Raw genomic sequence first — 12,766 nt, 5'->3', positions numbered from 1 at the left:
TGGCGAAGCTCGTGCCAACGCGTAGATAGGCGGCATGGCAAGACCGCGCAGTTTCGATCCCGATGAAGTGCTGGACGTTGCGCGCGACGTGTTCTGGCAGAAGGGTTTTCAGGGCACGTCGCTCGACGACATCACTGCAGCGACGGGCCTCGCCAAGCCGAGCCTCTATGCCGCCTTCGGCGACAAGAACGCGCTGTTCCTGACGGTGCTCGATCGCTACCACACGCGTATCGTTGCGCATGCCGAAAAGGTGATCAACGAGGGATCATCTGCACGCGAGGCGATCGAGCGCTGGCTCGCAGCCTTTATTCCACGCTGTTCGGGCGCCAAGGGAAGCCGCGGCTGCCTGTCGATCAACGCGTCGGCCGACGGCATTGCCGAACAGAAGGACGTGCGCACCAGGATCGAAGCTTTCAACCGGAAACTCGAGCATTTGCTGCGAGACAGGCTTCGCGCCGATCGCGCGCAGTTTGGCGCCGGTTTCGATCCCGATGCCGCCGCGCACACGATCATGGCGGTCTATATCGGGTTGATGGTTCTGGCCAAGGACAAGCCGAACGCCGCCAGCGTTCGCGCCACACTCGATCAGGTCATGCGCCTCCTTGTTTGACTTTGACCGTTCATTATGTACTCATAAGTACATAACAGCGGAGACCATTGCCATGAAGGCGATCCAGATCGAAGCATTCGGCAATCCCGCCGAGGTCATGAAGCTCGTCGACGTCCCCGATGTCGGCGCTCCCGGCGACGGCGAAGTCGTCATCGCGCTGGAGGCTTCGCCCATCAACATGAGCGACCTCCTGATGATCTCGGGCCGCTACGGCTACCGCCCGAAGCTGCCGAGCATCGTCGGAACGGAGGGTGTCGGCCGCGTCGTGGCGGTCGGTCGTGGCGTCAAGCATCTGAAGCAGGGCGACCGCACTCTGATCCCCTATCCCTCGCCGGCCTGGGCAGAGCGCATCAAGGCTGACGCCAGCAGGCTGCGGGCGCTTCCCGACGGCGATCCGCTGCAACTGGCGATGCTCGGCATCAATCCCGCAACGGCTTACCTGCTGCTCACCGAGTTCGTCACCTTGCCACCCGGCGCCTGGCTGATCCAGAACGCAGCCAATTCCGGCGTCGGCCGCGCGGTGATCGGGATCGCGAAATCGCTTGGATTGAAGACGGTCAATATCGTCAGACGCGAGGAAGTCGTGGCTGATCTCAAGGCGAGCGGCGGCGACGTCGTGCTGGTCGACGGACCCGACCTCAACAAGCGCGTCGCCGCCGAGACCGCCGGTGCGCCGATCGCGCTCGCCATCGATGGCGTCGCCGATACCGCGACGATGAATCTGATTACGTGCCTGGCGCCGAAGGGCGTGCTGGTGTTCTACAGCGCAATCAGCGGCAAGCCCTTCGTCGGTCCGGCACAGCCCTTCATCTTCCGCGACATCGCGATGCGCGGCTTCTGGCTCGCCAACTGGTTCAACAGCGCCACCGCCGCGCACGTCAGCGCGATGTACGAACACCTGGCGCCGCTGGTGGCCTCGGGCGCGATCAGCGCGCCGGTCGAAGGTACCTACCGTTTTTCGCAAATCCCCGAAGCCGTGTCGGCGGCGCAGAGGAATCGCGGCAAGGCGCTGTTCACGCCGGACTGACCGAGGGCAGACGGGATAAATCGGCAGGTTCTTTATCACGCCCGCGCGCCTGCCTCGGGGCGCGCCTGAGATCACGCCCCTGTGACGCGACTTTGTGCATGACCTTGTGCATGACGAGTTGTCGCGTCGGCTCGCGCCATTGCACTGCACCCGGGCAGACATTTTCTAGACATAGTGTGCGCTTCAAAGAGCTATATTGCAACGACTGACCATTTTAACGAGGGGAGCGTTTTGCACCGAGACATTGCGGGAGCGCTCGCGCGGCTGGCGAGCTTGGCGATCATCTGCGCAACACTTGCGATCCAGCCTGCGGCAGCGCAGACGATGGCCGCGACTTGTCCGTCGCAGGCGGGCGCGCGAGGAACGCAGATCCTGGTCTGCCACGACGGCCTGATCATCGTCGCGGAGGACGGCGCGAGGTTTACGCTGCAAGGCCACGATGGCAGCGCCACGGCAGTCGATCTGCAGAGCAAGGCACTGCTGCTCGACGATGCCAGAATGCGCGGCAAGAATCGCTTTCGCGTCAACACGCCACAAGCGATTGCCGCCGTGCGCGGGACCAAATGGGCGGTCGATGTGCAGGAGGCGAGGACATCAGTGCTCGTGCTGCAGGGCCGGGTCGCGGTGCGCCGGCCACGGGGCGGAAACCAGGTGGTGCTTGGTCCGGGCGAAGGCGTCGACGTCGATCCGGGAAACGAGCCGCTGACGGTCAAGCGCTGGGGGCAGCCGCGCGTCGATGCGCTGCTCGCGCGCCTTGGGCAATGATCCTTGGTGAGCGGCCGGATCCCTCAAACATCGATCGCGCTTCTGCTCTCACTCGTCTGGGCGGCCGCGCTGGGAATAGGCTACTGGAACGGTGACGTTCAATTCCTCGATCGCGCCGAAGGCGCGCTGACCGACCTGCGCCTATCGGCACGCGGTGAGCGCGCGGCGCCCGATCTCGTCACGATCGTTGCCATCGACGATGAGACGGTCGCCAAGCGAGGCGGCTATCCGCTGCCGCGCGCCGACCTCGCCGCGATCATCGAGAAGGTTGGGAGCTACGCACCGCGCGCGATCGCAGTCGATCTCTTGCTCCTTGACCAGGGCAAGGACGGCGGCGATGCGGCGCTGGCGCAAGCGCTCGCAAAGCGCCCTTCCGCCATTGCCGCTGCCGCCGTGTTTCCCGATGCGATCCAGATGCTGGAGGCGGATGACAAGAGCCCGCTCGCGCGGCTGCCGCGGGCGGAGAGATTCCTGCGCCCGCTGCCAGCGTTCGCGGAACATGCTGTTGTCGGCGTGGTCAACCTGACCACCGACAAATCGGGCACGCCGCGCGGCATTCCCTTGCTGGTCCGCACCAGCGACAAAGTCGAGCTGGCGTTTCCGCTGCGCGTCGCAGCGCTGGCCGCAGGCCAGGATCCGGTGATCGAGGCGGACAGCGTTCGCCTCGCGGGTCAGAGCATTCGGACTGACATCGATCATGTGCTGCCGCTCGCCTATTACGGCCCTCGCGGCAGGGTTCCGACGGTGAGTGCCGCATCGGTGCTCGACGGCGAGGTCGCGCAAGCGGCTATCCGCGACCGCGTCGTCGTCATTGGTGCGACCGTGACGGGCGGCGGCGACGTGTTTCCGACGCCGTTCGATCCCGTGATGCCTGGTGTCGAGATCGTCGCGACCGCGATCGATCACCTGATGACCGGTGGCGGCATCCTGCGCAATCGGTCGATACGCCTGGCCGACGCAATCCTAACGGTGGCGCTCACGCTTGCGATCGTTGGCTTGCTGGCGTGGCGGCGCAGCGCAGCCGGCCTGCTCTCGATCGCGGCGCTCGTGGCGATCTGGGCTGTCATGAACTACATCGCATTTTCGCGCGGCATCTGGCTCAGCGCCGCATTGCCGATTGCCGCCGCCGCGCCGCCGGCAATCCTGTTCGGGTCGATCCAGCTTTGGCTCAATCGGCGGCAGGCGCACTATTTCGCGGTCAAGAGCGACCTGCTGCAGCAATTCCAGGCGCCGGCGCTCAACAGATGGCTGACCGCCAATCCGGCGTTCCTGCTGGAGCCGCGGCACCAGGATGCGGCGGTGATCTTCATCGACCTCTCGGGCTTCACGGCATTGAGCGAGACGCTCGATATCGACGCGGGACTTGCGCTGCTGAAAGATTTTCACACCCTCGTCGACGAGGAGGTCGAGTCGCACAGCGGGATCATCACGAGCTTCCTCGGCGACGGCGCCATGATCCTGTTCGGCCTGCCGGAAGCGACCGAAGACGATGCGCGCAAGGCCGCGCACTGCGCAGTCACGCTCTGCAACCGCGTCGCGCAATGGATCAATTCGTTGCCGGGAACGATGGCGCCGCGGATCGGCTTCAAGGTGGGCGCGCATTACGGGCCGATCGTCGCCTCGCGGCTCGGCGGCAGCTATCAGCACATCACCGCGACCGGCGATACCGTGAACGTGGCGAGCCGTCTGATGGAGGTTGCAGCCAAGGAAGGCACGCCACTCGCGCTCAGCGACGACCTCTTGCAACGGGCCCGCCCCGCCTCCGCCTTGTTCGAGAGCGGCACGCTCACCGGCCCACGCGAGACGCTCATCCGCGGACGCACCCGCCCGCTCTCAGTCTGGCTATGGCGCAACGATTCGTGCGCCCAAGCTAAAGTGCGATGAGATCAGATCGGAAGTACCTTACCTCTCCCCATCGGGGAGAGGTCGGATCGCATGCAGCGCAGCGGAATGCGGTCCGGGTGAGGGGGATGAGCTCCGTCGAGAGACTATAACCCCTCACCCGGCGCTGCGCCGTAGCCGAAGCTACGCTTCGGCGTGTCTTAGTAACGGCCGCCGAAGGCGGCCTATGCCTCTCCCTATGGGAGAGGTGAACACCGCGGCCGCACCGAATCAAACAAAAGTCAGTTCTAACCAATCGACTCCGCGATCAGGCGGATTCTGAACACGGGCTTCTTGCTCTCGTCGATCAGCTCCATCTGCCACTCGGCGTCCTGCTTGAGGCTGCGTGCGATGCTGCCGAGAAGATTGCCGCTGACCTTGGTCATCTCGGCCCATGCGGCCTCACGGCTTTCGAATTCCGACCCCTGATCGGATGCGCCCGCGAAGCGACCATGGCTGATCCTGAAGAAATATTGCGGCATGTGGAACTCGGTTGTTGCGCCCACCCCCGGCCGTCCTGGTGGAGATTAGGAGATTAGACGCTACCAAGCCATGAATTCGCGAGCCCGTATCATTACGGGTCTTCGCCGCCACGTTGTCGCCTCGATCAAACCAAGTCGGCGCGACGGTGATTCCAGCTAATCGGTCGAACGGCGCAATTCCGCCGCGCCTTCCGGTTGCGCCGGTTCTGGCTTCACCGGCTCGAGCCTGGTGCGCTCGACAGGCGGCGTCTCGACGCGCGCGGACACTTCGGCGCGGGAGGCGTCGGCCGAGCGGGTCGCACGCAGCGAGCGCGGGCGCGCCACCGCGCGCGCCAGCAGCATCTGCTTGCCGCCCTGGTGATGGAAGTCGCAATAGGCAAAGCCCATGCCCGACACCGAGCCGCGGAACGAGCGATCGTCGCGCTTGTCGAGGTTGAAGCAGGGCTCGAACGGAAGGCCTTTCAGCGAGGCGCAGACGGCCTGACCGCGAACCTGCAGCGTATTGCCCGGCAACCTGACATGGCGAATCGGGCCGGAGCCGGAGAACTGGATCGAGCCGGCGGCGCCCATGTCGTCGAGGATACGCCCCGCGCCGCGGGTGCCGTCAAAGCAGGTGAAGGCGAATACCTTGCCGGCGACAAATCGCCTGGCCTCTTCGGCGCTCATCGATCCCGCCAACGCAGGCGCGGCCATCGCGCCGGCCACGACCGTCCCCAATACCAGACGCGCAAGCATGAGCCACTCCACTTACCCAGCGCGGGCACACCGCCTTTACCCGCTGCTTACCATACCAACCAAGGCAACATTGGAGCAGCTTGGTTGGTAAATTCTGAACGCCGTCAGACTATTTTTACCACGATCCGGCCGCGGACCTCGCCCGCGAGGATTTTCGAGCCATAGGAGATCGCTTCGTCCAGGCCGATTTCATGAGTTATATCAGCGAGTTTTGCTTTGTCCAAATCGCTGGCGAGGCGGCTCCAGGCGCGCTTGCGCCGTTCGATTGGGCACATCACCGAATCGATGCCGATAAGGCGCACTCCCCGCAAAATGAACGGAGCGACCGAGGAAGGCAGGTCCATGCCGGCCGCAAGCCCGCACGCGGCGACAGCGCCGCCGTACTTGGTCATCGAGAGCATGTTGGCGAGCGTGGTTGAACCGACGCTGTCGACGCCGCCGGCCCAGCGCTCTTTCGCCAGCGGCTTGACCGGGACGGTCAACTCACCGCGATCGATCACCTCGGCGGCGCCGAGGCCCTTGAGGTAGGCCGCCTCCGCTTGCCGTCCGGTGGAGGCGATCACGTGATAGTCGAGCTTGGACAGCACGGCTGTCGCAACCGAGCCGACCCCGCCGGCCGCCCCCGTCACCACGATCGGGCCGCTCTTAGGTGTCACCCCGTGGTCCTCCAGCGCCAGAACCGAGAGCATTGCGGTATAGCCTGCGGTGCCGATCGCCATGGCGTCGCGCGCCGAGATCCCGTCAGGCAGCCGCACCAGCCAGTCGCCCTTGACGCGCGCCTTTTCGGCATAGGCGCCGAGATGGGTCTCGCCCATGCCCCAGCCGTTGCAGACGACCTTGTCGCCGGCCTTCCAGTCGGGATGCGAGGACTGCTCGACAGTGCCGGCGAAATCGATGCCGGCGATCATCGGGAAGCGCCGCACCACCGGCGCCTTGCCGGTCAGCGCCAGGCCGTCCTTGTAGTTCAGCGTCGACCATTCGACGCGGACGGTGACGTCGCCATCCATCAATTCCGCGTCGTCGAATTGCGTGAGCGCGGCGGTCGTTCCCTTGTCCGCCTTGTCGATCCTGATCGCCTTGAACGTCGCCATGATGGACCCTCCCGTACTTGCGTTGATCATGTCTCCCGTCATGGCCGGGCTTGACCCGGCCATCCACGCGCTTGGGTCTCTCTCGACCTTAAAGACGTGGATGCCCGGGACAAGCCCGGGCATGACAACGGATTTTTGCGGGATTCTGTTTATCGCATCAGGCCGGCTGCGCAACCGGGCGCGACACTGGGGCCTCCACGATCGGCAGGTTGATCAGCGCCGACAGCACACCGAACAGGATCGAGAGCCACCAGATCGCCGTGTAGGAACCATACTGCTCGAACACGATGCCGCCGAGCCAGACGCCCAGGAACCCGCCGACCTGATGGCTGACGAAGGCGAAGCCGTAGAGCGTGGCGAACCAGCGCGTGCCGAACATCAGCGCCACCAGCGCCGAGGTCGGCGGCACCGTCGACAGCCAGGTCAGGCCAGAGACCGCGCCGAAGGCGACTGCGGAGAACGTCGTGATCGGGAACGAGATGAAGGCAATCGTCGCCAGCGCGCGGGTGAAGTAGATCACTGAGAGGATGTAGCGCTTGGGAAAAAAGTTCTGCAGCCAGCCGACGCCGAGCGAGCCCATGATGTTGAACAGGCCGATCGCCGCGATCACCCAGCCGCCGGTCGAGGTCGGAATGCCGCGGTCGACGAGATAGGCCGGCAGGTGCACGGTGATGAAGGCGAGTTGGAAACCGCAGGTGAAGAAGCCGAGCACCAGCAGCACATAGGAGCGATGGCCGAATGCTTCCGCCAGCGCCGTCTTGAACGACTGCTGGTCGGCGGCCGGCGCGTTGGTCGTCTCCGCTGGCGGCGTTGCGATCGCAAGCGACAGCGGCAGGATCAAGAGCATCAGCGCGGCGAACACAGTCAGCGCAGTCTGCCAGCCGAAATTGTCGATCATCGCCACGCCGAAGGGCGCGAACAGGAACTGACCGAACGAGCCCGCCGCGGTGCCGGCGCCGAGCGCGAGGCCGCGCTTTTCCGGCGGCAGCAATTTGCTGAACGCCGACAGCACCAGGTTGAAGGAGGAGCCGGACAGGCCGAAGCCGATCAGGACGCCGGCGCCGATGTCGAGCGACAGCGACGTTGTCGAATAACGCATCATGTAGAGGCCGGCGGCATAGAGCAGCGCGCCCACGATCATCACGCGCATGATGCCGAAGCGATCCGCGATCGCGCCTGCGATCGGCTGGCCCAGTCCCCAGAGCAGGTTCTGCAGCGCCAACGCGAGGCCGAAGACGTCGCGGCCCCAGGAGAATTCACGGCTCATCGGCTGCACGAAAAACCCGAGCGCCGAGCGCGGCCCAAAGCTGAGCAGCGCGATGGCGCAGCCGCAGATGATGATGATCAGCGGCGTGCGCCAACTATCGGCGCCGGAGGAAGGCTGAAGGTCGCCGGTGGTCACAGCCATCAATTCCCCCTGCATGCTGCATCATGGGCGGTCCGACCCGCCGGACGAAAGGTTACGGGGAGTTAATGCATCTGCATGAAAAGCCCAAGGGGGCCGGAGAAAAAAATTTCAACGCAGGGCAGCCCTGCAAAATGATGCGAACTCTCTCCCCCCGTCATTGCGAGCGGAGCGAAGCAATCCATAGTGCCGCGCGGGAGGGCATGGATTGCTTCGCTCCGCTCGCAATGACGACTTCGTCGTCCCGGCGGAGGCCTATCGCTCGGGAAGCTAGCGTTTCGCGCTGGCCTGCTCGGCGGAGCTTCGCGCGGCCTCGGCGAGTTCTGCCGAGATCTCCGCGGTCTCGGCCGGGTTTCCCCAGCTCGGCGCGTCGCTGCCATCGCCCCAGGCGCGCGGGCGATAGAAGGTGTGGACGCCGAACTTGTACGTCTTCTTCATCTCGCTGACCCAGGACGGGCGCACCCAATAGGCGTGGTAGTGCGTCGACTTGTCGACCTCGGGCAGCCAGAGCCGGCCATCGAGCATCGCCTTGGCGATCTTTTTCGCGCGGTCCCACATGTCAGGCTCGCGGATCACGTCGCGGACGTTGTCGCAGGCGAAGGTGAACTGGCAGGCGAGGTGGCGATACTTGTTCTGGTAGACCACCCCGCAGACGGTGGTCGGATATTTGCCGGAGAAGGCGCGGTTCAACACCACCTGCGCCACCGCGATCTGGCCACGCACCGCCTCGCCTCTCGCTTCGAAATAGACGGCTTCGGCGAGACACTTTTCGGATTTGGCGCGCGATTTCTCGTCGAACAGGCCGAGCCGCTCGGCCGGCGTCTTGGCGTGCTGGTCGTCGGCATTGACCTCGCCCTTTGGCGCGATGCTCTCGCCCACGTCGCCGGCGCGCACCGGGCCGTCGGCATCGACCGGAAGCGAGGCCATCGCCTTCATGTCCGGATCCACCGCCGCATCGGGCACGACGATCGTCGGCTCCTCACCTGGCTGCCAGCGCTCCATTGTCTCGGGTGCTCCGAGCGACGAGCCGAAGAACAGGCTCGAAGTCTGGAGCGAGAACGCATCGCGCGCCGGAGGCGCCGTCTCGGGAGCGGCCGTCGGTGCCGACGGCTGCGACGGCGCATATTGCGGCAATGGCGGCGCGTTCAGCGCGTCCTGCAATTCCGGATCGAGCTCGGCGGGCGCGCGCGCAGCGGTCTTCATGCCCCGGACGGAGGAGTTCGAGGTCGATGGATCTTCGCTTGCCGGCACGGACTCGCTGGGCGCAGCTTCAGCCGGCGGCGCGACGGCGAGGCGATCGCCCTTCAGCGTGCGATCGACCTTGGGGAAATCGGAGGCGACATAGCGCGGCGGCTGCGCGACGATCGGATTGCGGGTAATGGAACCGGTGAGATCGCCGCCCTGGCTGTCGAGCCGCGCCAGCCGATAGGTCGCAACTTGCGGCGAGGACGTTCCGATCGGTCGGCCGAAACTGTAGGCGGCGACCTGGATCGTGCCCATGGCGGAGAACATGCGCGTCTGCCAGCGCTCTGCGACCCCGGGCTGGCGGGCAAGCAGTGACGCGATGTCCTGATATCCGATCTCGGCCGGCATCAATGCGAAGATGCTAAGACCGAGTCCGAAGAGCGCGAACCGTGCGCCCTTCGGATGGTTACGCAACACTAACATCGATACGCTCACGCAACGCTTACAACGACCGAACGCAGTGCTTCCGTGCAATTCGACCAAATTTGTTGGTATCGAATTTAGGTTGCCGCCGAGTTAATCGACGTGGCTTGTCCGCTACACACAAGAGATCGCAGAGATTTTGCGCGACGCATCGCATGCATTGGTAAATGCCTTGCGGACGAAAATGGTAAACGTGAGGTCAACGAAGAGGGTGAATAAAGTCTTCGCGCGTGAAGCTTCAACCTCGGTCATTGCGAGCGGAGCGAAGCAATCCATCTCTCGCCGAGTGGAGGCATGGATTGCTTCGCTCCGCTCGCAATGACATGGGGTGGGCTCTGACTCAATTGTCCAGCAGCTGAGATTCAGCCTGATCGGATCACGCTCTAATCTTCATGCAGCAGTGTCTGCAGGCGTCGGGCAAGGTCCGCGACATGGAAGGGTTTCTCGATGATCGGAAACTCGTCCACGGCGTGATGCCGTTCCAATGCATCGCCGGCATAACCGGAGGTGAGCAGGATCTTGATGTCCTTGCACAGCCGCTTAGCTTCGCGCGCCAGCTCGATGCCATTCATGCCGCTCGGCATGACGATGTCGCTGAACAGGAGCGCGAAGTGCCCGTCGCTCCTCAACGTCTTCAGGGCCTCAAGCCCGTTGCGGGCGCAGACAACTTCGTAGCCGAACGAGTTCAACATCGCCGCGGTGACCTCGAGCAGATCCTCATTGTCGTCGACGACGAGGATCCGCTCCGAACCTCCTGGTATGGCTCGCGGCTTCCGTTCCTGCACCGGCGCCTCCGGCGCCTTGTCGGCCTTAGGCAGGTACAGCGCGACCGTAGTCCCTGCTCCCGGCGTGCTTTCGACAGTGACGTGCCCGCCGGACTGTCGAACGAAGCCGTAGACCATGCTGAGGCCGAGGCCGGTCCCCTTGCCGACTTCCTTGGTCGTGAAGAAAGGCTCGAAGATCCTTTCGCGCACTTCGGGCGGCATCCCGCAGCCGGAATCCGTGACCGCCAGCCTGACATACTGTCCGGCCCGACACTCGTCCACGGCCCCCTGCTCCAGTTCGACATTCCGCGTCTCGATCTCGAGCACGCCGCCGTCCGGCATCGCGTCGCGCCCATTCAGTGCAAGATTGAGGAGAGCGGTTTCCAGCGATGAAGGATCGACATGGCACAGCCACAATTGCTCGTCGGTCCGCAGCCTGACCTCGCAGCCTCCCCCGACCGCTTGCTGGATCAGACCCTGGAATTCGGCAATGAGTTGGTTCGCGTTGACCAGTTTTGGATTCAGTATCTGGCGCCGCGAGAAGGCGAGAAGCTGAGACGTCAGCTTCTCGCCTCGCTGGGTGGCGCGACGCGCCGCCGCGGCATACTGCCGGACCTTGCCGATATCGGCGGCATCCTCGATGAGGTCGAGGCTGTTCGCGACCACCGTGAGCAGATTGTTGAAGTCGTGCGCGATACCGCCGGTGAGCTGACCGACCGACTCCATCTTCTGGCTCTGGTGGAATTGCTCCTCGATCAGCCGTCGCGCCTCCACCGCATGCTTGTGATCGGTGATGTCGCGGAGAAAGATCGCAAGACCCTGACTGGAGGGAAACGCATTGACGGCGTACCAGACCTGTCGACGCGTGCAGAACACTTCGAGGAATGCCGGTCGCTGCGTCGAGGTTACCTCCAGGATCTGGTTGGTGATATCGAGGTCGTCGGCGTCCGGAAATGCTTCCGACAACGTCAGGCCCCTGACATCCTGGCCTTCCGCAAGGTCTGTCCAGGCGGGTCCGTTGAGATAGGTGAGGCGCCAGTCCTGATCGATGATCAGCACGCTGTCGGTGGTGCTCTCGAAGATCATCGTGATCCGGGCCGCGGCTTCCTCCGCTTTCTTCCTCGCGTCGGACAATTCCTGCTCGCGGTGTTCCAGCGCATCGGCCATGGTGTTGAATGCATCGGCGACCCGCGCGATTTCGGAAGTGCCACGGATGTCGACCCGCCGGGTAAAATCGCCGAGCCGCCATCGGTTGGCAGCGTCGACCAATTGCCCAAGCGGGCGACGGATGAACCGACGGGCGCCCAAGGACGTCAGGATCAGCACCAGCGCGGTACTGAGGATGATCAGGAAGACGCCGCGCTGCGTGCCGTGCTGGATTGCGGTGAATGCCTGGTCCTTGTCCAGGCCGAAGCTGACGAGGAGGCCTCCGGAACTATCCGGGAGGGCTGCATAGCCGACGATCCGCTCTACGCCGTCCAGCTCAGTGGTGTCGGCCGCACCCGATTTCTCGAGGTGTGGTTCATGCCCTTCGCTCAGGGTCCGCCCGACAAAGTGCGCGTTGTCGGGATAGCGGGCAAGGTATCTCCCATTGCGGTCCATGATTCCGAGCGCAGCTCCCGCCGGAGCGCCCTTTCGCGCAATGTAGTCGGCGAGCCAATCCAGGCTGAGGGTTGCGATGATGGCGCCCCCCATCTGCCCGTCCTGTTCGTAGAAGGGCAACGCAAACTGGATGGCCTTTCGACCCGATGACAGGCCCAGCGAGAACTCGCCGACGGAGAATGCGCCGGTTTTCCGCAAGTTTGCGAAATAGGCCCTGCCCGAGACATCGACCGGCTTGCGATTATTGTCGGGAGTGCAGAACGTGACGCCGTTCAAATCGGTGACGACAAGGGTGAGAAAAGCCGGGAATCGCTGCTTGATAGCGCCCATATAGGCATTGCAGGACTCGCTGTCCTTCGCCCTGATCGACGGAAGCTCCGACAGCGTGATCAGGACCTGATGAATTCCCTGAACGATCTGCCGTTGCTCCGCGGCGGCTAGTTCAGCCAGATTGAGCGCCTGGTTCTGCACCTCGATTTGGCGCGCACGACGCAGGTCGAATTCATTATACGCTTGGATCGCTATTGCCGGCAGCAGAGCGACAGCCACCAGCACAAGCAGCCGGGATAGAAGGGTCACTTCCCATCAGGCCCCAATCCTGACGCTCGCCCGCCATCGCGCCGTCGCTGCGCTGATCTCAATTGAATACGCACAAACAATCTGAAGCGTCCCATACCAACCTCACTCTACTGGCACAGGATTGTGAGCGCGGGTTACAGTTCGATTTCAGCACGCG

10 protein-coding genes are annotated in these 12,766 nt (G+C 64.0%); 4 read left to right on the top strand and 6 right to left on the bottom strand.

Annotated elements, in window-relative coordinates:
* Positions 1 to 34 precede the first annotated feature (34 nt).
* The 4 genes from ACZXDY_RS09160 to ACZXDY_RS09145 all read left to right on the top strand — a co-directional run bounded on the left by ACZXDY_RS09160 (position 35) and on the right by ACZXDY_RS09145 (position 4,286).
* Positions 35 to 610, top strand: a complete 576-nt coding sequence (locus tag ACZXDY_RS09160; RefSeq protein WP_464345249.1) for a TetR/AcrR family transcriptional regulator — start codon at positions 35 to 37, stop codon at positions 608 to 610.
* A gap of 52 nt (positions 611 to 662) precedes the next feature.
* Positions 663 to 1,637: a zinc-dependent alcohol dehydrogenase family protein gene (locus tag ACZXDY_RS09155; RefSeq protein WP_464345248.1), complete on the top strand. Its 975-nt coding sequence runs from the start codon at positions 663 to 665 to the stop codon at positions 1,635 to 1,637.
* A 231-nt stretch (positions 1,638 to 1,868) separates the two neighbouring features.
* Positions 1,869 to 2,402, top strand: coding sequence for a FecR domain-containing protein (locus ACZXDY_RS09150; RefSeq protein WP_464345247.1), 534 nt, complete (start codon positions 1,869 to 1,871; stop codon positions 2,400 to 2,402).
* A 6-nt stretch (positions 2,403 to 2,408) separates the two neighbouring features.
* Positions 2,409 to 4,286: a CHASE2 domain-containing protein gene (locus ACZXDY_RS09145; protein WP_464345246.1), complete on the top strand. Its 1,878-nt coding sequence runs from the start codon at positions 2,409 to 2,411 to the stop codon at positions 4,284 to 4,286.
* A 245-nt stretch (positions 4,287 to 4,531) separates the two neighbouring features.
* Here the strand turns inward: ACZXDY_RS09145 and ACZXDY_RS09140 are convergent, their stop codons facing one another.
* The 6 genes from ACZXDY_RS09140 to ACZXDY_RS09115 form a co-directional block, all read right to left on the bottom strand.
* Positions 4,532 to 4,765 carry a DUF6894 family protein gene (locus ACZXDY_RS09140; RefSeq protein ID WP_028166914.1) on the bottom strand — a complete coding sequence of 78 codons (234 nt, stop codon included), beginning with the start codon at positions 4,763 to 4,765 and terminating at the stop codon, positions 4,532 to 4,534.
* 156 nt (positions 4,766 to 4,921) lie between these two features.
* Positions 4,922 to 5,500, bottom strand: a complete 579-nt coding sequence (locus ACZXDY_RS09135) for a hypothetical protein (protein WP_208821831.1) — start codon at positions 5,498 to 5,500, stop codon at positions 4,922 to 4,924.
* A gap of 104 nt (positions 5,501 to 5,604) precedes the next feature.
* Positions 5,605 to 6,591: an acrylyl-CoA reductase (NADPH) gene (gene acuI / locus ACZXDY_RS09130; RefSeq protein ID WP_464345245.1), complete on the bottom strand. Its 987-nt coding sequence runs from the start codon at positions 6,589 to 6,591 to the stop codon at positions 5,605 to 5,607.
* Positions 6,592 to 6,748: 157 nt separating this feature from the next.
* A complete protein-coding gene (locus ACZXDY_RS09125) occupies positions 6,749 to 7,999 on the bottom strand; it encodes an MFS transporter (protein ID WP_464345244.1) in 1,251 nt (416 codons plus the stop codon).
* A 267-nt stretch (positions 8,000 to 8,266) separates the two neighbouring features.
* On the bottom strand, positions 8,267 to 9,664 hold the full coding sequence (locus ACZXDY_RS09120) for a cell wall hydrolase (RefSeq protein ID WP_464345243.1): 1,398 nt from the start codon (positions 9,662 to 9,664) through the stop codon (positions 8,267 to 8,269).
* 383 nt (positions 9,665 to 10,047) lie between these two features.
* Entirely contained in the window at positions 10,048 to 12,609 is a 2,562-nt protein-coding gene (locus ACZXDY_RS09115) for an ATP-binding protein (RefSeq protein WP_464345242.1), read from the bottom strand.
* Between the last annotated feature and the right edge of the window lie 157 nt (positions 12,610 to 12,766).

The organism is Bradyrhizobium sp. LeoB3 (assembly GCF_055456055.1).
This window is presented reverse-complemented; position numbering and strand designations above follow the sequence as displayed.